This window comes from Sorangium sp. So ce124 (assembly GCF_051525235.1).
GTDB lineage: Bacteria > Myxococcota_A > Polyangia > Polyangiales > Polyangiaceae > Sorangium > Sorangium atrum.
Genome location: NZ_CP150312.1, coordinates 8,342,018 through 8,365,029, shown reverse-complemented (window position 1 = coordinate 8,365,029; position 23,012 = coordinate 8,342,018). Strand labels below are relative to the sequence as shown.

Sequence of the window (23,012 nt, the reverse complement as noted above, 5' to 3'; positions counted from 1 at the left end):
TGACTCTGCCTCTGGCGAGGGCGCCTCTCGCCGGCTGAAGGCGGCTCATTGTGTCCATCGCCGGACGGAGTCCGTGCTAGGGAGTCCTCCTCCTGCGACTCACCCTGCTGAGTCTGCATGACAGTGGTTCTTGTTACTCGATGAGGGTCGGGGCTTCGTGATCTGGCGTCCCGAGCCGCGCGTCCGCGCGCGCTGGGGACACCGGTATCCGCTTTGCTTCACGCCGTAGTGCCTGGTGCACGGCGCGCTTCGCCGTCGCGCGGAGCGGGCGCAGGCCGCGGCGACACCGCGTCTAGGTCTCCAAGTGGAGGTATCATGTCTCGTCTTCGTGTCTCCTCCGTGCTCCCCGTCGCGATCGCGATCGCGGCGTCGGGCGCCGGTTCCGCGGCCGGCTGCAGCGCCGAGGGAAAGCGGCTCACGTTCGATCCGGCGACGGGCGGCGGCTCGCGCGCCGACGAGGCCGGCAGCGCCGGCGGGGCGGGCGGCGCCGGCGTGGCGACCGCCCAGCCCGGCGACTCGGAAGGTTACGGCGGCTTCCTCGGCGATATCGATGAAGGGACGCACGAGGGCTTGCCGGTGACGGTCAACCCGTGCGGGAGCGCCTGCGGTCCGACGGAGCTGTGCGGCGTGGATGAGCTCGGCGTGGATCACGCCGGGCTGGACGACGACTGCAACGGGATGATCGACGAGAGCTGCGGGTGCATCGCCGGGCAGGCGCACTCCTGCTTCCGGGGCGATCCGTCGTACCGGCGCAGCCCGGGGTGCTTCCCCGGGACCCAGATCTGCGACGAGACGGGCACGTGGGGCCCGTGCGTCGGCGGCGTGCACGCGGACCAGGACTGCCACCGGAACGACGTGGCCGGCTGCCACCCGCTCCAGGCGGCGCCGTTCACCACCGTCGATCTGAAGGAGGGCACCGGCACGTTCAGCGAGGACGCGCAGCCGGGCTCCGAGGTGTGGACGGTGACGTGCCCGCCGGGCGTGAACCCGTGCCCCTCGGTGGGGGGGCAGGGGCCGGCGGACGACTTCAAGCCGCTCCAGTCGGGCGAGTACACGGTCACGTACACGAAGAGCCTGGCGAGCGGCGAGACCGCGACCTGCGTTTACCCGCTGTTCGTCGGCGCCCGCGGCCTCCGCGTCGAGCTCGAGTGGGAGCACGAGCCGGCCAGCGTCGATATGGATCTCTACCTCCACAAGCCGAGCAACATGCAGCCCTGGACGGTCGGCGGCTCCAGCGCCGCGTGCGGCTACGGGAACTGCACGCTCGACAGCCTCTCGGGCGGCTCGGCCCTCACGTGGTTCAGCGACGCGGCGACGCCCCCCGAGCCGGTGAACTGGTACCTGGATCCGGAGGAGACCAACAACAGCTGCTTCTACGCGCCTCGCGGCGTGGGGGAGGAATGGCGCGAACACGGCAGGGGGTGCCACAGCCCGCGGCTCGATCTCGACAACATCTCCTGCGCCCACCGCACCACGGACCCGGACGACCCGACCTTCTGCGCGCCCGAGAACATCAACGTCGATTTCCCGCCCAAGGCCAGCTGGATGCGCATCGCCGTGCACTACTTCGGCGGCAGCGTGTCGTTCGACGTGCACCCGCGGGTCAAGATCTACTGCAACGGCGAGCTCGGGGCCGACCTCGGGCCCACCGGCTTCTACGACCCCGAGGTGCCCGTCGCCTTCGTTCCGGAGGACTCGGGCGACAGGTTCTGGCTCGTCGCCGACGTGATCTTCCCCGAAGCAGGGGAGTGCGGAGACGATACGTGCGTCGTCAGGCCGATCTACCGGGACGAAGCCGTGAAGACGCCGTTCCTCTCGACGGTCCGCGACATGCGCAACGACTTCGGTCCGGCCTACCCCAGCCTGCCGAGGCCCTGACGGCGCGGCGCCGGCCGGCGGCGGGCGCGCCCCTCACGCCTCGACGCCGGCCCGCCTGAGGAAGGCGAGCGCCGGTCCGAGCGCGTAGGCGGGCGCCCTGCCCAGGCGCAGCTGCTCCCCGGTCGACAGGTGGAGGAGCAGCCAGCGCGGCGCGAGGCCCGGCTCGTCGACGTCCGTGTCCGAGGCGGGCGGGGTCGAGACGCCGACGATCGCCTGGATCGGCAGGGTCCGCCGGAAGCCACGGCCGTCCTGGATGAGCTCGTTCCGCTCGAAGTCGAGGCGGAACACCCCGTGGAGCCGGCGGCGCCGGCGGACGGCGAGCAGCGCGGCCGTGGCTCCGGCGGTCCAGGTACCCGCGATGAAGAGGATGGGAAAGGGGGCCGCGCGCGCGGCCACGATGCCCGCCACGACGAGGGAGGCGACGAGCGCGAACGTGGCGACGCGGCGGACGGCGAGGTCCAGGCCGTCGCCACGGCACTCGCAGACGAGCACAGCGGGGCCTTGCGCCAGGATGGTGCCGTCGGTGTTCGAGAGCAGGACGTCTCCGTCAGGCACTGCGGTCCTCCCGATCGGGTGAGGTGGTCGAATACCGCGGCCTCGGGGGCGAGGCGAGGGGAGGCGAAGGTCGTGCCGAGCGGCCGGGGGCCTCAGGCGAGGACCAAGCTTCGCACCGCGTTCTCCTACATCCGAACGTTTACGTGGTCGTAGTCGTGGTCGTGGTCGTGGTCGTGGTCGTCAACGGCAGGCCGTGAACGTCCACGACCACGACCACGACCACGTAAACGTTCACGTTCACGTTAATGACGGATGGGGCCGGGTTTCGTGCCCTGAACGTGACCGAACGATCTTGGTTAACGTCTATGCCCCTGGGGCCTACCGCGAACGACTGGAACAGCCGAGCCGCTCGCCGATTAGAACAGGCTATTCCGTCCACGCACGGAGAAGCGCGCGACAAAGGGGGTAGCGGCTGTCAATCGCCTAACGCCCGGCGGCGCGGTGAGAGGGACGCGAGGCGGAAAAGGCATTGAATGCCCGTGGATTGGCCAGGAATGGCGAGGGGGTTGCGCGCGTGGTACGTGGTATGCCGCTGTGCCGGCGAGGGCGAGCAGGCACGCCCCTCGCGCGACCGGGGCGGTCGTCGCGGCGACTGACGCCGAGGTTCTCATGGGGGCATGCGCGCTCGGGACCGAGCTGCCAGAGGAGGACTCTGCGATGAGTTGGATTGTGAGACAGGCATTGCTCGCGGCAGCGGTGTGCTCGATCGCGGGCTGCGCCGAGGAGCGGCCGGCCATCCGCCAGGTTCAGGCGAACGCGCTGGCGAAATCGTTCTTCGTCGGCGCGGATCTGCAGAGCAAGGAGGACGATCCAGAGTTCTGGGCGCGGACCACGGTGGTCGACGTGGGCTACGGCGCCTCGCAGGACGGGCTCTTCTCCTCCTCGTACGCTCAGGCCGAAGTCGCGCGCATCAAGTGGATCATCCAGGAAGACCTCCTGCTGGGGCGCCTCACCTACGAGCGCGTGAAAGACAGCGACGGCAAGGGCGCCGGCGCCGCCACGGACGATGGCGTCGTGGTCGTCGCCTACAAGATCCTCTCGCACTTCGACATCCAGCGCGACTACAACCGGGCGACGGGGGAAGAGAGCAACGTCGTCGTCGAAAATACGACCGACCGTCCATGGTATGAGCGCGAGTACATGCGGGTCGATTGGTCGAAGAACCTGAACGTCGACTCCTACGACTTCGACACGCTGTCGCTCATCGGCGTCTACGGCGGCGTGCAGTACGAGCCGCTCTCCTACTACGTCAGCGACCCGAGCCACCCCGACGCGCCCCATTTCGACCCCGAGGAGGGGTATTTCGACGTCACCAACAAGGCCTTCGCGGTGCCCCAGCTCGTCGATCTCAGCCACCTCGGGTGGGGCATCGACAGCTTCCCGGCCTGCATGCTCGACACGGACTTCGCGGGCGGCACCGCGCCGGTCGGCTCGTGCAACCCGGTCGAGATCACCCTCCGGCAGTCGTTCCGGCGCGTCGTCGATCGGGACTACGAGCCGGCCGAGTGGGACGGCTACCGGTTCCGAGCGTTCGGCGCCTTCGTGCGAGAGCGCTTCGGCTACGCCCGCAACTACGGCATGAGCGACGCCAAGTGGCACCGCATGATCTCCCGTTACAACATCTGGGAACGCAGCCACTACTACGACGATCCGGAGAGCATGACGGGCGAGATCCCGTGCTTCACGCCCGAGACCACCCCCGCCGGCGCAGATCCGCACCGCGACCAGGACCGGAACGGGACCGAGGACGAGTGCGAGGCCGTCACCGGGGCCTCGATGGCCCGGGATGGAGGGATGGAGGCGGTGGGGCCCGGCTCGCGGTGCGATACCTTCAAGCAACGGTGCACCCTGCCGTACCAGCGGCGCGAGGCCGTGCCGCAGGCGTGGTACGTGACCTCGGACAGCAACCCCGACTATTTCGCCGCCACGGACATGGCAGCCCACGAGTGGGACGTCGCCCTGCGCAGCGCCGTCGTCACCGCCAAGTACGCCGAGTGCGTCCGGACGCAAGGGGACGCGGCGCGCTGCGGCGAGGCGTTCCCGGTCTACGACGGGCAGATGGACGATGACGCCGACGCCGTCGCGCTCGCGCGCGAGGTCGACGCGTGCCGGCGCGGCGCGGCGCCCGAGGGGCAGCGCTGCGAGGCCCTCGCCGACGAGATCGGCGCGCGGCGCGGGTACTCGAGGGGCGTCATCGCGCTCGCGAAGATGCCCGAGATGATCGTGCTCTGTCACAGCCCCGTCGAGGCGGCCGACCCCGAGGCGTGCGGCGGTCCGCGGCTGCCGGCGGGCGTGACCGCCAGGATGTGCAGCGACGAGCGCCGCAAGGAGACAGGGCGGGATCCCGAGCTGATGAAGTCGTGCGGCGATGCGCTGAACGCGCGGATCGGCGACCTGCGCTACCACCAGATCAACAACTTCGAGGCGCCGCAATCGCCCTCCGCCTGGGGCATCTACAGCGACTCGGAAGACCCGCTCACCGGCGAGAAGGTCGCGGCGAGCATCAATGTCTGGACGCACGTCAGCGACATCTGGAGCCAGGGCGTCGTGGACACGGCCCGCTACATCAAGGGAGAGCTCAAGACCGAAGACGTGACCGACGGCGACTACGTCCGGGACTGGGCGCAGGCGAGCGAGGGCGCGTCGCGCAGCGGCGCGCTGCCGCGGCTCACGCGGGAGGAGCTGGCGCGGCGGATCGCCCGGTCCGCCGGGGCGAACGAGGCAGCCGTCTCCGAGGGCGCCGGCCAGATGCCGCAGAACCCGGCGCTGCGCGAGAGCCTCCGGCGGCTCTCGAAGGAGGTGCGCGGCATCGCGGCCGACGCCACGGCGCCCGACAGCATGCGCGGGGTCTACGAGGCGCGCCGCAGGGCCGCCGTGGGCACCGAGCTCGAGGCCGAGCTCACGACGAAGGCGATCCAGGAGCTCACCGGCGTCGAGGGGCTGCCGCTCACGGACGAGGTGATGCGCTTCGCCTCGCCGCTCCGAGGGGCGAACCCGAGCGTGCGGCGCGAGCTCGGGAACCTGAAGGAGCTCGCGCTCGCCGAGCGCGGCGCGTGCGTGATGCAGGAGGCGCCGGCGCCGCTCGCGACCGCCAACCTGGCGGACGTCCTCGAGGAGAAATTTGCGAGCAAATACGGGCGCTTCGGCGAGGGGGACGCCGCGCAGAAGGCGCGGCGCGCCGAGGCCATGCGGCGCTACCTCGCGCAGCGGGCGCACACGTCGGTGATCCTCCACGAGATGGGCCACTCCGTCGGGCTGCGGCACAATTTCGTGAGCTCTTCCGACGCCTGGGGCTACCGGCCGCAGTACTGGCAGCTTCGCACGAACGATGGACGGGTGAAGACGCAATGCGAGACGCTCTCGGAGGACGGCGAGGCCTGCGTCGGGCCGAGGTACTACGACCCCGTCACCGAGAACGAGCGGAAGAACCTGATCTGGATGTTCATGCAGTCGTCGACGATGGACTACGCCGGCGAGCCCACGCAGGACCTCATCGGGCTCGGCGCCTACGATTTCGCCGCGGCCCGCATGTTCTACGGCGATGCCGTCGCCGTGCACGCCGACCCGAGCTACAAGGCGACCACCCCGCGCGGCAAGGGCATGCTCGCGAAGATCGACGATTTCGGCGGCATCCTCGGCATCCAGCCCGAGTACGACGACGAGGACATCCATTACTCCGAGCTGCAGAGCAAGTACGAGCTGATCAAGCCGCGCAGCTGCGTCGAGGTCGACCCGAGCGCGTACGTGCCCTCGGACTGGGACGAGGAGCGGAACGGCGCCTGGCACCCCTTGCTCGACGGCCAGATCGTGTCGATCGGCGGCAAGACCACGCGGTGCCGGCAGCAGAAGGTCGATTATGTCACCTGGCGCGCGCTGGCGACGCCGAAGGACGTGAAGGGGCCCTCGGTGGACCCGGCGGGGCGGACCCGCCTGCCCTACGGCTTCGCGAGCGACAGGTGGGCCGACCTCGGCAACCTGAGCGTGTACCGGCACGACAACGGCGCGGACGCCTACGAGCTCTTCAATTTCTTCGTCACGCAGCAGGAGGTGAACCACATCTTCGACAACTACCGCCGCGGCCGGCAGGCGTTCAGCGTGCGCGCGGCGTCGGAGCGGACCCTGAACCGGTACAACGCGAAGATGCGCGACGGCGCGAAGGGCCTCGGGCTCATCATGAACATCTACCGCGAGTTCGCGCTGGGCCGCGGCTACGATTTCGACACGTTCTGGGTCCAGGCTGCGAACAGCCTCTTCAAGGAGAACACCCTCGCGGCCGGGATCGCGTTCGATCACTTCTCGCTCCAGATGGCGCGCCCGCAGCCGGGTGAGCACTTCCTGCCGGACGGGGATACAGTCCTCCGGTCATCGAGCGATGTCTTCGGCGATCCCGGGGAGCCGCTGGTGGTCGTGCCGAACGGCGCGACGGGCTATTTCGGCGACATCGCCATCGGGGGCAAGCCGCTCGAGAACGCGCTCGCGGAGGACAAGGGCGAGTACGACTCGTCGTACACGATGAACGCCGGGGCCTATTACGACAAGGCGTGGGTGTCGATGCTGATGACCGAGTCGGTCGACAACTTCATCAGCGACTCGCGGCACGACTTCCTCGACGCGCGCTACCGCGCGGTCTCGCTCGCCGACGTCTTCCCGGAAGGGTACCGCCGCTGGCTCGCCAACAACCTGACGGGCGACGACGCCTTGAAGGGCGTGCGCGTCGAGGCCGACCAGCGCGGGCGGCCGGTCCGGGACGCGAGCGGGTACCCGGCCGGCGCGCTCGGCTGGACCTCGTGGTGGGCCGAGAGCGGGCCGGAGAGCTGCTTCCCCGGGGCCGGGAGCATCGTCTGCAGCTCCTACGGCGCGCCCGACAGCGCGCCGTGGAACCCGCGGGCCCCGGCCAAGGTCGCCATCCTCGACCCGCAGATCGGCTGGGAACAGCAGAAGTTCCTCATCGCGTGGACCCTCCTCTACCTGCCGGAGAACCAGAAGCAGAAGTGGCTGGACATGATGCACGTCTGGGAGGCCGGGGCAGACACCGATCCCGGCTTCCCGGACCGGATCGAGCTCCACCACCCGTCCGGGAAGGTGTTCGTGGCGAAGGCCTACGGGACCGAGACCGTCTTTGGCAAGGTCGTGCAGAAGGGCATCGGCGCGCGCGTCCTGGAGTACGGGAATGAGCTCCTGGCAAAGGCGTATGTCACGGAGCCTGGACCCGACCTCGACGGCGACGGCAAGGCGGACTGGTACAAGGTGAAGCCGAACCCGGAGACCGGTCAGCCGATCGTGCGGTGGGATCCGACGATCGCCGCCATCGCGGACGACGGCGAGGTCCTGCGGGAAGGCGTGGACGGCTGCAAGGCGGACGCCGACGCGGACGACGACGACTTCAGCGATTTCTACAAGTGCACGTGCTCCTCGAACCGCGCTTGCGGCGCGCTCGAGAGCTACCTCTCGGTGCCCGCCTTCATCCGGCAAGCGCTGGCGGCGTTCAAGCTGGGTGATCCGACGATGAAGGGCCTCCACTGAGCCCACGCCCGAGCACATCCGATCCTGTCCGATTGCGGCCCCACGACTCCGAGCACATCCGAGCACATCCCTGGCAGCCTCACGATGACGAGGCGGAGGCCCCGGCGAGGCCACAATGGTCGGGGCATCTTGCCGCATGGGGCGATTCGCCCCACGCGGCCGCGCGTTTGCCGCGGCGCTCCAGGCGCGCCGGCGTGGCTCGGGTTTTGCTGAACTTTTCCATGAAATGACGTGTTGTTGGATGTCGCCCACCCCCTGCGGCTCTCGTGTCGGTGACGCGGGACGGCCGGGCGGGTCGCGGTGCCGACGAGCTGCAACCCCGGCCTTCCGTCGCGGAGCGCCGATTCGACCGTAGCGCCGTCGCCGGGACACGGGAAACGCGGAGCAGAGAGGCTCTCCTGCGCCGGGAGGGCCGTTGGGTCGAGGTACGGAGAGGACCAGCGATGGAGTTCGAGAATGTCACGAACGCCCAGAGAGCGCAGGCGCGGGTGGGAACGTCGCTCAACGGCGCATGGCGTCTGGACGCGCTGATCGGCCTCGGCGGGATGGCGGCCGTGTATGCCGCGACGCACCGGAAGGGCCAGCGGGTCGCGATCAAGCTGCTGCACCCCGAGAGGGCGAGGGACCGGGGCGATCGCGCGCGGTTTCTCCGAGAGAAGGCCATCGCGCAGACGGTCGATCACCCGGGGGTCGCGGCGGTGATCGCGGACGACGTGACCGAGGACGGCTCGCCGTTCCTCGTGATGGAGCTCCTCGAGGGAGAGAGCCTTCTCCAGCGCTGGAAGGCGCAGAGGGGCCCGCTCCCGCCGGCCGAGGTCCTCTCGGTGAGCGAGCAGATCCTGGAGGTGCTCGCGGCAGCGCACGCGAGGGGCGTCGTTCACCGGGATCTGAAGCCTGACAACATCTTCCTCACGCGAGATCGCGGGGTGAAGATCCTCGACTTCGGCATCGCGCGCCTGCGGGCCCCCTCGGGGCAAACCTCCCTCGTGGGGCTCCGTGCGATGGGCACGCCGGCGTACATGCCGCCCGAGCAGGCCCGCGCGCGCTGGGATCTCGTCGATGCGCGGACGGACCTCTGGGCGCTGGGGGCGACGATGTTCTCGCTGCTGACGGACCGCTACGTCCAGGAGGCGCCGACCGTCAACGAGCTCTTCTTCCTGAGGATGACCTGCCCGATTCCGTCGCTCGCGCGGGTCGCGCCCTCGATGTTTCCGGCCGTGGTGCGGGTGGTGGACCGCGCGCTCGAGTTCGCGCAGGCGGATCGCTGGCCTGATGCGCGGTCGATGCTGGCAGCTTTGCGCGAGGCGCACGCCGCGCTCGCGCTCGCGCCACCCCGGAGCACGCAGGTGCCGCCGCCCCGGAGCACACTGGTGCCGCCGCCCCGGAGCACGCAGGTGCCGCCGCCCCGGAGCACGCTCGCGCCGGCGACGGACCCGCGCGACCTCGGCGCGCTGGACGAACGGCCGCCTTCGGGTCTTCCCCAGGCGCGGCTTTCCCGGACGGCGGCGCTCTCGTCGCCGCCGTCGCTCGCGACGAGCCGGCGTGCGCGCTCGACGATCCCCCGCGTGCCTTGAAGCGAGCGAGGCAGCCACAGCCTGCCCCCGGAGCCTGGCGACGCGCTTGCCGCGCCGTTCGCGGTTCGCCTGGGTTGTGGATCGTGGACGCGAGCCTGCGAGCCGCTCGCTGGGTGATGGGGGCGAGCCTGCGAGCCGCTCGCTGGGTTATGCGTTCAGGCCTGCGAGCAGCTCGCTCGGCCGCAGCACGCCTCGCCGCTCCGACTCGCGCCGGGCGAGGAGGGTCTCGTAGATATCCATGTAGCTCGCCATCATGCGTTCGGCCGAGTAGCGCCGCAGCGCGAGCTTCCTTCCGCGCTTGCCCATCGCTGCGGACTGCGTGGGATCCCCCTTGAGCAGGGCGAGCTTGGCGGCGAGCGCGCCCTCGTCGTCCGACGGCACGAGGAAGCCCGTCTCCCCGTCGGCGATCAGGGCAGGGATGCCGCCCACGGCGGTCGAGATCACCGGCAGCCCTGTGGCCATGGCTTCCACCATGGAGAGCGGCAGACCCTCGGACTTCGACGACAGGACGAAGACGTCGCTGGCGGAGAGGAGCCCCGGTACGTCGTGCCGTTCGCCTGCGAAGACCACGCGGTCGCTGATGCCCAGCTCTTCGGCGAGGGCGCGCAGCGCGGCGGCTTCGGGCCCGTCTCCGACCAGGAGGAGGCGCGCGTCGTCCGAGTCGCCCGACAGGACCCCCGCGGCGGCGGCCGCGCGGAGCAAGAGCGCGTGGTTCTTGACCTGCGACAGGCGCCCGACCGCCCCGGCGACCCACGCGGCCTGGGGGATCCCGAGCTCGGCTCGGATGCGGTGCCGCGCCGCGGCGTCCGGCCTGAACCGGGAGAGGTCGATTCCATTCAAGACCACATGGAGCTTCGAGCTCGGCACCTCTTTGTGCTTCAGCATGAAGTCGGCCGTGGACTGCGACACGGCCACGTGCGCGTCGGCGAGCCTGGCCGCCATGTGCCGCAGCCACGCCCTGCGTCCCTGATCGAACATGGCGCCGTGCAGCGTGTGGCACACGGGTACACGGTGCAGCCGGCCCGCGGCCGTGGCGTAGATGAGCGGCAGCTGGTTGTGCGAGTGCACGATCGAGACACCGTGCTTGGCGAAGAACGCCGCGAGCTTCCCGGGGAGCTTGAGGTCGAAGCCGGAGCGCTTCGGCAGCATGTGCACCGCGACGTCGCGCTCCCGGAGCTGCGCCGCGCGCGGCCCGTCGGGGTTCGTCTCGATGCCCACGACCACCACCTCATGTCCGGCGGCGCGCTGCAGCCCGGCCAGATCCACCACGACCTGCTCGGCGCCGCCCACCTGGAAGGAGTTCAGCACGTGTGCAATCACGAGACGGTCGTGGCGGCGTGCTCCGGTCATCGTCGCATGCTCGGTGGTCTTCATATCGTAATCTATGCTCATGGTTCCCCTCTGGGGTGCGCTTCGGGCGCATGTGGTCCGACCTGAGAGAAACCCCTCCTTCGTGTCCGCGTCCCCGGGGAGGGGCAAATTACCACAGCATTTACGAAGCGAGGAGATTTCTCTGTGTGTCTCCTCGATATGCCGGGTATCGCTGGATTGACGTGAGGGGATGTCTTCATCGGCCCGTCCGCTGACTACGTGCAAGCGCGCCTGTGGCAGATGGCAACAGCTGTGACAAAGAGCGTCGCGGCGGCTTCACGTGCGTGCCATCGCAGCTCTCCCTGATCCAGGGCAGCAGCGATGCCACGCCAACATTCCGGCAGAAATGCCGGAAGCCGCGCATTTTTTTCGGAACGTGGAAGAGCCCGTTGTTCACGCAGTCACCGGTCAGGAATTCATGCGAAAAGCGTGCAAGCTGCCTCACGCGTCCCTGCGGCACAGCTGTACCCCACGGTGCCACGACGGCGAGGGATGTCGTCTTTGTGGGTGAATGTATGGCGATGGTGGCGCGGGGCCGCTGATGCGGCTGTGTAAGGGGCTCCGGGGAGGGCCGCGACCTGGGTCCGGCGGCGTCGCTGACCGTGCTCCTGGGGAGCACGGGCGGATCGCGGTGACCCGTCCAGGCGGGGCGGCAGGTGGGGCTGTGCGGCGATGGCACGGCTGCCGTGCGGCGTGCAGAGAGCAACGGTGAGGTGCTTAGCCAGCTGCCCCCGCCCTCGGTGTCACGGTGGACGGGCGGGGGACAGCGGGTCGAGCGATGGGCCCGTGCTCACGCGAGCAGGGCCCTCCGGTCTTCCGGGATCAGCGCTCGGACAGCTCGGCGCACACGGCGAAGGTGGTCAGCGACACCGTCTGCGCCTTCTTGCCGTAGCCGCTCTCGAACACGGCGGTCGATGTCCAGCCCGTGCGGCCTTCGGTGGCGTCGGACGGCGAGTTCTCGACCACCCTGCTCGTCGCCTGTGCGCCGCCGGAGATCGAGAATCCGCCGCCGAGCACGACTTCACCCGCGTCGCAGAGCGCCTTGACGTTGACGAACGCGCTCCCGGGCGACGCCTCGCGCGTCACGGAGACCACGTGGATCTTCACGAGTCCAGGCGATCCGGCCGGCCCCTGGGGGCCGCGCTCGCCCTTGGGTCCAGCGGGGCCCTGAGGACCACGCGCGCCGTCGACGCCCTTGAGGCCCTGAGCGCCGTCGACGCCCTTGAAGCCCTGGAGGCCCTGAGGACCGACGATGCCCGGGAGGCCGCGCTCGCCGCGCTCGCCCTTGGGGCCGGCAGGCCCCTGCGGACCAGCCTCGCCCTTGGGTCCAGCGGGGCCCTGAGGACCGCGCGCGCCGTCGACGCCCTTGAGGCCCTGAGCGCCGTCGACGCCCTTGAAGCCCTGGAGGCCCTGAGGACCGACGATGCCCGGGAGGCCGCGCTCGCCGCGCTCGCCCTTGGGGCCGGCAGGCCCCTGCGGACCAGCCTCGCCCTTGGGTCCAGCGGGGCCCTGAGGACCGCGCGCGCCGTCGACGCCCTTGAGGCCCTGAGCGCCGTCGACGCCCTTGAAGCCCTGGAGGCCCTGAGGACCGACGATCCCGGGGAGGCCGCGCTCGCCGCGCTCGCCCTTGGGTCCGGCAGGCCCTTGCGGACCAGCCTCGCCCTTGGGTCCGGCCGGCCCCTGAGGACCGAGCTCGCCCTTGGGTCCAGCGGGGCCCTGAGGACCGCGCGCGCCGTCGACGCCCTTGAGGCCGTGAGCGCCGTCGACGCCCTTGATACCCTGGAGGCCCTGAGGACCGACGATCCCCGGGAGGCCGCGCTCGCCGCGCTCGCCGCGCTCGCCCTTGGGCCCCTGCGGACCCTGAGGACCAGCCTCGCCCTTGGGTCCAGCGGGACCCTGCGGACCGCGCGCGCCGTCAGCGCCCTTGAGGCCCTGAGCGCCGTCAGCACCCTTGAGGCCGTGAGCGCCGTCGACGCCCTTGATGCCCTGGAGGCCCTGAGGACCGATGAGCCCCGCGGGGCCCTGGAGGCCGCGCTCGCCGCGCTCGCCCTTGGGTCCCATGGGCCCCTGGGGACCGACTTCGCCCTTGGGTCCAGCGGGCCCCTGAGGACCACGCGCGCCGTCCGCGCCCTTGAGGCCCTGAGCGCCGTCCGCGCCCTTGAGGCCCTGAGCGCCGTCGACGCCCTTGATGCCCTGGAGGCCCTGAGGACCGACGATCCCCGGGAGGCCGCGCTCGCCGCGTTCGCCGCGCTCGCCCTTGGGCCCCTGCGGACCCTGAGGACCAGCCTCGCCCTTGGGTCCAGTGGGACCCTGAGGACCCATCTCGCCCTTGGGCCCTATCGGCCCCTGCGGACCACGCGCGCCGTCAGCGCCCTTGAGGCCCTGGAGGCCCGTGTGCCCCTGAGGACCCATCTCGCCCTTGGGCCCTGCCGGCCCCTGAGGACCCTGCGCGCCGTCAGCGCCCTTGAAGCCCTGAGCACCGATGTGCCCCGCCGGCCCCTGAGGACCCATCTCGCCCTTGGGCCCCATGGGCCCCTGCGGACCGCGCGCGCCGTCGACGCCCTTGAAGCCCTGGAGGCCCTGCGGGCCGATGAGCCCCGCGGTGCCTGCCGGCCCCTGCGGGCCGGGTTCGCCGCGCTCGCCCTTGGGCCCCATGGGGCCCGCGGGCCCTTGCGGACCATGCGCGCCGTCAGCGCCCTTGAGGCCCTGGAGGCCCGTGTGCCCCGCCGGCCCCTGGGGGCCGACCTCGCCTTTGGGTCCCATGGGTCCCGCGGGGCCCTGCGGACCGCGCGCGCCGTCGACGCCCTTGAGGCCCTGAGCGCCGTCGACGCCCTTGAAGCCCTGGAGGCCCTGAGGACCGACGATCCCGGGGAGGCCGCGCTCGCCGCGCTCGCCGCGCTCGCCCTTGGGCCCCATGGGTCCCTGCGGACCGCGCGCGCCGTCGACGCCCTTGAAGCCCTGGAGGCCCTGCGGGCCGATGAGCCCCGCGGTGCCTGCCGGCCCTTGCGGGCCAGGCTCGCCGCGCTCGCCCTTGGGCCCCTGCGGGCCCTGCGGACCGCGCGCGCCGTCGACGCCCTTGAAGCCCTGGAGGCCCTGGGGACCGACGAGCCCCGCGGTGCCTGCGGTGCCTGCCGGCCCTTGCGGGCCAGGCTCGCCACGCTCACCCTTGGGCCCCTGCGGACCCTGCGGACCGCGCTCGCCCTGCGGCCCAGCGGGCCCCCGCTGCCCCATGGGCCCCTGGGGACCGCGCTCCCCCTTCTGATACTGCTGATACTGCTGGCCCACGAACCCCTTGCCCTTGCCGGGGATGTGGTGCCCGACCTCGTCGGACGCCCCGGCCTCCGCCTTGACGTCTCGCGAATCGCCGGCCCAGCTCGCGCCTGCGCTGGCCATCACGCCGGCAAGCCCGGCAAGGATTCCAGCAGAAACCGCACTCGCTCGATACTTTCGCATGTGACTCCGCCTTTCTATCGATTTCGAGCTTCAATGCGCTCGATCCCGCAGACAGCCGCGTTCAGATGAGGTGGAGCCCAGAAGGCGAGTGAATCGGGCGAAGGCCGACTGCGGGACGGATCTCCGCCCGTGCCCTGCACCGACTTCTCGATGAGAGTCCCACCAATTGCCGGCACGAAAAGTCAGGGCGATTCGTCGATGCGGCACCCGACAGGCCACGCCACGACGCGGGCGTGACCAGGTGCAGCCAGCGCTCGAAGGCTCCAGTCGCCAACCCGCTGTGTCTGGAGCGATCCTAAGTTGATGGGGGCGGTTCACCAAGCCCCTGAGGAGGGGTTGACGGCCACGGCGCCCGTCGAGCCGCCGGCGATCGTTCGTCCTCGCGCCGGGGGAACGCCGCGCCTCCACGCGAAGCAGGGGTATTTGCAGGCATCGAGAGCAGATCAGGGCGAACGCGTGGAAAGGCAGCAACTCGCGCCTGGGAGCGCGCAATGGCGCCAAGGAGCACCAAGGCGAGAATCAGGAGACGACCGCGCACGGGGCAGGAAATGGCGAACACGCGGCGGACCGGGTAGGATCGCCGGGTGCCCAGCTTCGACACAGACGACGACGCCCTCCTCTTGACGGAGCGCCTGCGCCTCCGCCCCCACCGGCTGGCGGACGTCCGGTTCATGATGGAGCTGAACTCGGATCCCGACGTGGTCCGCTACACCGGCGACACCGCGTTCGGGTGCGAGGACGAAGCGCGCGCGGTCGTCGCGCGGCTCGCGCGCCAGTTCGACGACTTCCGCATGGGCCGGCTCATCGTCTCGGACCGGAAGACGGGGGAAAAGCTCGGCTGGTGCGGCCTCAGGTGGCACGACGACCTCGAGGTCGCGGACCTCGGGTACCGCTTCTTCCGGAAGCACTGGGGCAAAGGCTACGCCACGGAGTCGGCCGCCGCGTGCATCCGGTATGCAGCCCAGGAGCTCCGGCTCCCACGCCTCGTCGCGCACGCGATGCTCGAGAACGTCGCGTCGGTCAAGGTGCTGGAGAAGCTAGGATTCTGCCGGACCGGCCCGACCGTGTTCAAGGGGCTCGCGGCCGAAGGGTTCGAGCTCCTCCTGAGGGCCTGAACCGCCGGCGCTCTCGCGCGCTGCGCCCAGCTTCACCCCGCCCCGCGGTCGTCAGCGGCGGAAAACGAGGCGTCGTCGATCGAGCTCCCGCGACCCGAAGGCCCCTGAAATAGGTGAGACCCGGGACTGTGGCCTAGTCCCGGGCCTCGGTTTGCCGCCATCTGCGCACACCCACACGTTTAAGGTCGAAGGTCAGTCCTTACACCGCCGTGTTCTGCCATTGAACTACCGGCCATCACGGACTGCGCGCCGGGGCGGGAGCGCCCCGGCGCCGCGCGAGGCGAGGCGAGGCGACGCCTCACCTCGGCGCGGGCTGGCCAGGCTGGAATTGAACCAGCATCCGACGATTCAAGCCTCCTCCCGTTCGATTGGGTGATCGGCGGCGAATGCTCGAGCCTGGAGTGAGAGCTTGAGACCATTGAACGGGCCGGCGCTGCCTCTTCCGAGTTGGGCTACCCCGCCGCGAGAGAAGATGAGGTGGCGGGGGCAGGACTCGAACCTGCGCTTGGGCGCCGAGCCCATCAAGCTGAGCTTGAGCTTCAACTTGCACTCCGCCGCCACGATATCGCTCCGGCGGCCGCGGCGCAAGCGCGGCCTGGGCGGCGCGCGTCAGGCGCTGAAGAGGTACCCGAGGACGGCGGCGCCGACCTTCTGCTCCTCGACCGCCTGGGGTTTCGCCTCCTCGCGGGCGAACTTGACCGCCTTTTGCAGCTTCTCCACCCGATCGAGCAGCTCGTTGATGCGCCGCGCCGGCAGCGCGCCCGAGAACTTGACCGTCTTCCAGTAACCGACGACCACGTCCTCGTGATAGACCTCCACCTGCGCCGGGTGTTTGTCCGTCGCCTCGGCCTTGACGTGGTTGCGTGGGATCTTCTTGGTCCGCGCCGTCTGCACCGGCTCCGTCGCCCAGGAGTCCGCGGAGGGATCGAACGTCCAGCTCTCCGACGCGTCGAGCACCGGCAGCTTCTTGATGAAGGTGTTCATGTCGACCAGCTGCTTCTCCAGGAAGAGCAGGTAAGTCACGGGCGCCCCCGTGAGGAGCACCTTGCCGTCGACGACCACGTCCGCGCGGGCCTTGCAGTTCGCGTAGTCCTTGGTGGCCGTGACGTCGAAGAGCTCGCTCAGGATGTCGACGGTGCTCCGGATGATGTCCTCGGCCTTCGCCTGCACCCTCGTCGCCTCGGGCGGGAGCTGCTCGCCCTCCTCGTCCTTCGACCGGTAGGTGCGCGAGATCCCGGAGAGCAGCGCCGGCTTCTGCAGCGCGTGGTGCGCCTCGGTGAGGCGCTGGTGGGAGCGGGCCTTGACGCCCTTCTCGATGGCGATGATCTGGTTCAAGCGAGGCATGGCAGTCTCCTAGGACGACTACCCTATCAGAGGAGCAAAGCGCCTGTCAGCGCCGTCGCGTGAGCGTGCACGGCGGGCTCGGGAAGCGCTGTCGTGAGCGCATGAGCGCCTAGGCCGATGGGCGCAGAGCCCCTCGGCCATGGGTCGCCGTCTCCGCCTCGGCCGGGCACAAAGGGAGCTCGACGATGAACGCAGCGCCCGCGCCCGGCTGGCTCTCGACGCGGATGGTGCCGCCGTGGGAGGCGACGATCCACCGAACGATGTAGAGGCCGAGGCCGAGGCCGCCGAAGTTGCGGACGGAGACGGCGCGCTCGAAGCGCTCGAAGATCCTGGCATGGTCGGCCTCCGCGACGCCGATGCCGTGATCGCGGACGACGAGCCGCGCGCGATCGCCCTCGCCGCGCACGACGACGTGAATGGGGCCTCCCGCGCCGTACTTGAGCGCGTTGGACAGGAGGTTGATGAGGACCTGCTCCATGCGAGAAGCATCCCAGTGCCCGATCACGGGCTCGTCCAGGTCGAGCTGGGTGCGGCAGCGGGCGTCGGCGAGCTGCTGGTGCATCCGCTCGACGACCTCGCGCGTCAGGGCGGCCAGGTCGAGGGGCGCGCGCGCGAGGGTGAGGCGGCCGGCGTTCATGCGGGTGACGTCGAGCAGCTCGTTGACCAGGTGGGCGAGGCGCGCGATCTGTCGGTTGAGGACCTGGATGGCGGCGTCGATGCGCTCCGGGGCGACCTCGGCGCGCTGGAAGCGGGGCAGGAGCCGGGCGAGGAGGTGGGCCTGCATCTTGAGCGAGGTGAGGGGAGTCTTGAGCTCGTGCGATGCGACGAGGAGGAACTCGTCGCGGCGCTCGATCGCCTCCTGGGCCTCGGTGAACAGGCGGCTGTTGTCGAGGGTGAGCGCGGCGCGGCTCGCCAGCTCCTGGGCCAGCCACAGGTCGGCGGGGCCGTAGCGGCGCCGTGGCGAGGTTGCCAGCAGGGTCATGACGCCAAAGCACCGGTCGCGCGCGAGGAGCGGAGCCCGGAGCAAGGAGTGAACGCCGAGCGGCTCCAGGAGGGGCGCGGCGCGGACGTCGCTCACCTCGGGGCGGCTCAGCGACGCCGCCGAGAGCGGCTGCAGCGCGTCCATCACCGCCGCTGCGAGCTCGGCCGGCACCCCCGCGGTGGCCGTGCGCTCCGGAGCGTCCGGATCGAGGCGCACGTCGACCACGCACTGGTCGGCCAGCTCGGGCACGGCGAGCTGCGCGACGCTCTCGAGGGTGGCGCCGTAGCCGAGGGCCATGAGCTTGCGGCTCGCCTCGGCGAGGAAGCGCTCGGCCAGCTCGGCGCGCTTGCGCTCGGTGATGTCGGTGGAGACGCCGCAGATCACGCCGGGCATCACGTCCTCGCCGAGCGGGAACTTGACCGACAGGTAGGTGTGCGGCCCGTCCTCCATGATCAGCTCTTCCTCGAACTCGAGCGGCTCGCCCCCGTCGAGCACCTGCCGGTCGTGCGCGTCCAGCGCCTCGGCGCGCGCGGCAGGCATGAGCTCGGCGCTGGTCTTTCCGATGATCTGATCGAGCGGCCTGCCGAGGGCGCGGCTCACCCCGCGGTTGGCGAGCAGGTGCCGGCCGTCGCGATCCTTGAGGTAGATGGCCGCCGCGGAGTTGTCGATGATGGCCTGCAGCGCGGCCTGGCTCTCGCGGAGCTCGCGCTCCGCCCGGCGCCGCTCGGCGTTCTCCTGCTCGATATCGGCGTAGAGCATGGCGTTCTCGAGCGAGATGGCCGACTGCGAGGCGAGCAGCTCGAGCACGGTGAGCCGCCCCGGGGTGAACGCCCCGGCCACGAGCCGGTTCTCCAGGTAGAGCAGGCCGAGCAGCCGCGCCTGGCGCACGATCGGCAGGCACAGCACCGACCTCGGCTTCTTCCGCGTGAAATACTCCTCTTCGAGGAAAGGGTGCCTCCCGGCGGCGTCATCGAGCAGCACGCGCTCGTGGCTCCGGCGAACGTAGTTGAGAATGGATTGCGGCAGCGCGGCCGCCGCCGCCTCGCCCGCGTCGAGCAGCCGCGCGTCGCCCCCGGAAGCGGCGATCGCCGCCGCGGTCGACAGGCGATCTCCTCGGGCCAGGAGCACATAGCCTTCCTCTGCGCCCGCGTGCTCGATCACCGTGCGCAGGAGCATCTCGAGCAGGCGCGGGAGCTTGAGCTCTCCGGAGATGCTCTGAGAGGCCTTGACGATGGACAGGACGTCAAACTGCTCGGCGCGGACGGCGAAGGTGACGGTGGGGGCGATCGGCTTTCGCTCGACGAGGAAGGGATAACGCTGGTCGAGCTGCTCCACCTTGGCGTGGGCGCCCCAGCGGAAGTAGGCGGCGCGCGCCTTCTGGAGGTGGGCGTCGGCGGCCGTGGCGAGGCCGCGCGCGCGGTAAAACGCCGCGGCGAGCTCGCAGGCGATGGCCTCGTGCTGGACGAAGCCGCCCTCCCGCGCCGCCGACGCGGCCTGCTCGTAGAGCCGGGCCGCCTCCGGTTCCTGCCCGCGGAGCCGGGCGATCTCGGCGCGGACCAGGGCGTGCTTGTGGAGGTAATTGTCGGGGCCGCTCCTGGCCCACTCGCCGAGCTGCCGCTCGCAGTCGAGCAGCTCGTCCGGCAGCTCCCGCTCCGGCGACGGCGGCGCCTCGTGCGGGCTGCGCGCCTCGTGCGGGCTGCGCGCGTCGTCGTCGTCGACGAGCGCCGCGAGCGCGAGCGCGTGATAATAGAAGTCCTCCGCCACGAGCGCGTGCGGCTCGGTCCTCCAGGGCCTGTCGACGATCACCCGGCGCGTCGCCTCGCACGCCTCCGCGGGGGAGCCGAGCAAGAACAGCCCCTGGGCCTTCAAGCTGCAATAAAAGCTGAGCACGCCGCCCATGTCCCCGGGAGGCAGCCGCGCCTCGAGCGCGCCCGGATCCAGCTCGGATCCATCCATCATCGGGAGCCGGGCCGGCCTGCCTCGCAGCGCCTGGACAAGCGCGTAGGCGCCCAGGAGGATGTTGTAGACGAACTCGTATCCGATCTTGCGCACGAAGCGGAGGTGCTCCTCGACCTCGCGGAGGACGTCCTCCAGCGGCTCGCCGGCGAGCAGCGGGAACAGCGGGGCCCAGATGCAGAGGAAGCACGCCTCGTTCAGGTTGCCGGTCTCGACCGCGGCGTTGAAGCCGGCGCGCGTGTACGGATACGTCTCTCGGTAGTGGCGCTTCCAGAAGATGATCAGATTGCCGAACAAGGAAAAGACCATGGCCTTCATGGCGAGGAGGTTGTCCCTCTCCACCAGGTCATGACCGAGCTTGCCGAACAGATATCCCTCCTCGTATCGCCCGTACCTCGGGCCGACCGCCTTCGCGAAGGCCCCATACGCGTGAGGGGAGCTCGCGGCATTCCCGTGCTGCAGGCTGAGCTTCACCATGCGCGCGACGACGAGGTAGTTCAGGTCCGGGTTCACGAAGTACGCGGGGACAGACACGCTCGCCAGGACGCTCATCGCGATCTTGCACGTCGGGTGCGTCATGGGAGGCAGGCGGATCAGGCCCTCGATCGCCCGGTCGCCGAGGGCCTGCCAGACGCCCTCGGTCTCCTCCGCGAGCCGCGCTTCGGTGAGCGGGATCGACAGGTCGACGTCGCAGGAGCGGAGGAACGAGAGCCCGATCTCCACCGCGCGGGCGCACTGCCCGCGGGTCACGCTCAGGGCAATGGCGAGCTCGACGGCCGCGGCTCGCTCGGCCTCGGTGCTCGCGTGATCGATGAGCTCTTGAAGGAGCCGCTCGGCCTCGTCGAAGCCGCCGGTGATGTACGCGGCGTGCGCGCGCTCGAAGGTCAGATCGTAGGTCAGCGCGTGCCGCGCGTCCCAGCAGCCGGGCGCGAGCAGGGAGAGGCCCGCGGCGAAGAGCGCGGCGGCGGACTGGAAGGCCGCGGCGGCCTTGGCCTTCCTGCCGGCGCGGAGGTTCAGCGCGGCGAGCTGATCCCGCTCCGCCTGGCAACGGATGAGCGTGGCGCCGCGGTTCAGGTGCCCCACGACGTCGAAGAGCGCCTCCTCGCGCTCGTCCGCGCGCTGACCCTTCAGGAGCAGCCGGCCGATGCAGAGGTGCACCTCCGCGAGCTGTCCGGCGGGGATCAGCGCATGGGCGGCCTGCTGCACCCGATCGTGGAGGAACCGGTAGGCGGCGCCCCGGCGGAGCAGCAGCCCCTCGCGCACGGCCTCGGCGAGCGCCTCGCCGAGCTCGGCCGCAGGGCGGCTCGCGACCAGGGCGAGGGTGTCGAGGTCCAGGCTGGCGCCGAGGCACGCGGCGAGCTTGAGCGCGTCCTGCGTCGGGACGGGGAGCCGCTTCAGCTTGCCCACCATCAGATCGACGACGTTGTCGGTGAAGCCCTTGTCGCGGATCGCGGCGATGTCCCAGCGAAAGGCGCCGGCCTCCGCGTCGAAGGCGATGAGGCCTTCCTGGTGCAGCTCGAAGAGGAACTGGATCGCGAAGAAGGGGTTGCCGCCGGTCTTCTCGTGGACGAGCCGCGCGAGCGGCTCGGCGCGCTGGGCCGCGGCGTGGACCGCCCCCGCGACGAGCGCCCCGACGTCGGAGGCGGAGAGCGGCGCGAGGACGAGGTCGCTGAAGGTCGCGCCGCGCTTCCGCGCGTCGGCCAGCATGAGCGGCAGCGGGTGCGCCGGGCCGACCTCGTTGTCCCTGTAAGCGCCGATGATCAGGAGGTGCTCGGTCTCGGTGTAGGTGATGAGCTGCTCAAGCAGCTGGAGGCTCCCGGCGTCGGCCCACTGGAGATCATCGAGGAAGAGCACCATGGGGTGCTCCTTCTGGACGCACGCCGCCACGAAGCGCTGGAGCGCCGCGTGGAACCGGTGCCGGGCCTCGACGGCCGGGAGCTCCGGCACGGGCGGCTGCGGGCCGAGGAGCAGCGCGAGCTCGGGGAGCACGCCGGCGAGCAGCGCGCCGGTCGAGCCGACGGCCTCCCGGAGGCGCTGCCGCCAGCGCTCGAGCTCCTCCTCGCTCACGCACAGGATCTCCCGCAAGAGCGCCCGGAACGCCTGGAGGAAGGCGTGGTAAGGGACGTCGCGCCTCAGCTGTTCGAACTTGCCGGAGAGGAAGAAGCCCCGCTCGCGCACCACCGGCCCGCGCAGCTCGGCGACGAGCGACGACTTGCCGACACCCGAGTAGCCCGACACGAGCACGAGCTCGGGGCGGCCGCTCGCGACCGTCCGGTCGAACGCGGCGAGCAGGTCCCTCAGCTCGCGCTCGCGGCCGTAGAGCCGCTGCGGGATCTGGAACCGATCGGAGAGATCGCGCTCACCGAGCGGGAAGGGCGGAATCGCCCCGCTCGCTCGCCACCTGGCGGAGCACTCGTCGAGGTCGTGCTGCAGGCCGAGCGCGCTCTGGTAGCGATCCTCGGCGGACTTGGAGAGCAGCTTGAGGACGACCGCCGACAGCTGCGGGGGAATCGAGGGGACGAGCGCGTGGGGTGGGGATGGGCGCAGGGCGACGTGGCAATACACCCATCCCACGGGATCGTTCGCCTGGAAGGGCAATGCGCCGGTCAGCAGCTCGTAGAAGGTGACGCCGAGGGAGTACAGGTCGGTCCGCTCATCGATGGGGCGGTTCATCCGGCCCGTCTGCTCGGGCGCCATGTACGCCAGCGTCCCCGCGATGAGCCCGTCGTGGCAGAGGTCGTGGCATTCGCGGGGCGAGAGGCAGGCGATCCCGAGATCGGTGATCTTCACCTCCCCGGTGTCGGGGTTGTAGAGCAGGTTCTGGGGCTTGATGTCCCTGTGGATGACGTGGTGTCGATGCAGCTCGGCGACCGCGCCCGAGAGGCGGAGAGCGAGGGGGAAGAAGCGCTCGAGCGGCGTCGGCCCCTGGATGAGCCGGTCGAGCGAGCGGCCGCCGAAATCCTCGAGGACCAGCGTCATCTGGTCCCGGAACGCCTCGATCCCGTGGGCCTTGACGATGGCCGTCGAGTCGAGCGCCCTGGCGACCTCGTGCTCGTGGCGCAGCCGGCCGAGGGCGCGGGGGCTCGCGTGGTCGCGCCGCAGGACCTTGAGCACCACCGGCCGGCCGTCCTCCTCGCGCCGGGCTCGGTAGAGGATCGTCTCGGGCCCGTCGTGCAGGACCTCGATCACGAGGTAGCGTGGACTATCGGCCATAGGGGGATCTTCGAAGGCCAACGCGGCGGCCTCCGAGGCGTCGAGCGT

9 protein-coding genes are annotated in these 23,012 nt (G+C 70.7%); 4 read left to right on the top strand and 5 right to left on the bottom strand.

All coding sequences use genetic code 11. The annotated features are described in order from the left end of the window. Positions 1–315 precede the first annotated feature (315 nt). Entirely contained in the window at positions 316–1,878 is a 1,563-nt protein-coding gene (locus WMF19_RS31125) for a hypothetical protein (RefSeq protein WP_437893707.1), read from the top strand. A gap of 33 nt (positions 1,879–1,911) precedes the next feature. On the opposite strand, the gene WMF19_RS31120 is transcribed toward WMF19_RS31125, so the two are convergent. After that, positions 1,912–2,433 (bottom strand): hypothetical protein, encoded by a 522-nt coding sequence (locus WMF19_RS31120; protein ID WP_437893706.1) that lies wholly within the window; start codon positions 2,431–2,433, stop codon positions 1,912–1,914. Positions 2,434–3,090: 657 nt separating this feature from the next. On the opposite strand from WMF19_RS31120, the gene WMF19_RS31115 reads away from it, so the two are divergent. Continuing rightward, complete coding sequence (locus tag WMF19_RS31115) at positions 3,091–7,956, top strand: hypothetical protein (protein WP_437893705.1); 4,866 nt, start codon at positions 3,091–3,093, stop codon at positions 7,954–7,956. A 443-nt stretch (positions 7,957–8,399) separates the two neighbouring features. Beyond that, positions 8,400–9,530 (top strand): protein kinase domain-containing protein, encoded by a 1,131-nt coding sequence (locus WMF19_RS31110; protein WP_437893704.1) that lies wholly within the window; start codon positions 8,400–8,402, stop codon positions 9,528–9,530. Between the two features lie 147 nt (positions 9,531–9,677). Here WMF19_RS31110 and WMF19_RS31105 read toward each other — a convergent pair whose 3' ends face one another. Together WMF19_RS31105 and WMF19_RS31100 are read right to left on the bottom strand one after the other, a co-directional pair. Continuing rightward, the gene (locus WMF19_RS31105) at positions 9,678–10,904 is read right to left on the bottom strand and encodes a glycosyltransferase (protein WP_437893703.1); all 1,227 of its coding nucleotides are present in this window, start codon (positions 10,902–10,904) and stop codon (positions 9,678–9,680) included. Between the two features lie 819 nt (positions 10,905–11,723). Continuing rightward, complete coding sequence (locus WMF19_RS31100; RefSeq protein WP_437893702.1) at positions 11,724–14,354, bottom strand: collagen-like triple helix repeat-containing protein; 2,631 nt, start codon at positions 14,352–14,354, stop codon at positions 11,724–11,726. A gap of 584 nt (positions 14,355–14,938) precedes the next feature. Between WMF19_RS31100 and WMF19_RS31095 the strand changes: the two genes are divergently transcribed. Then, a complete protein-coding gene (locus tag WMF19_RS31095; RefSeq protein ID WP_437893701.1) occupies positions 14,939–15,469 on the top strand; it encodes a GNAT family N-acetyltransferase in 531 nt (176 codons plus the stop codon). 609 nt (positions 15,470–16,078) lie between these two features. On the opposite strand, the gene WMF19_RS31090 is transcribed toward WMF19_RS31095, so the two are convergent. Both WMF19_RS31090 and WMF19_RS31085 read right to left on the bottom strand, forming a co-directional pair. Next, positions 16,079–16,813, bottom strand: coding sequence for a DUF7873 family protein (locus tag WMF19_RS31090; protein ID WP_437893700.1), 735 nt, complete (start codon positions 16,811–16,813; stop codon positions 16,079–16,081). 109 nt (positions 16,814–16,922) lie between these two features. Beyond that, entirely contained in the window at positions 16,923–22,964 is a 6,042-nt protein-coding gene (locus WMF19_RS31085) for an AAA family ATPase (protein ID WP_437893699.1), read from the bottom strand. Positions 22,965–23,012 lie beyond the last annotated feature (48 nt).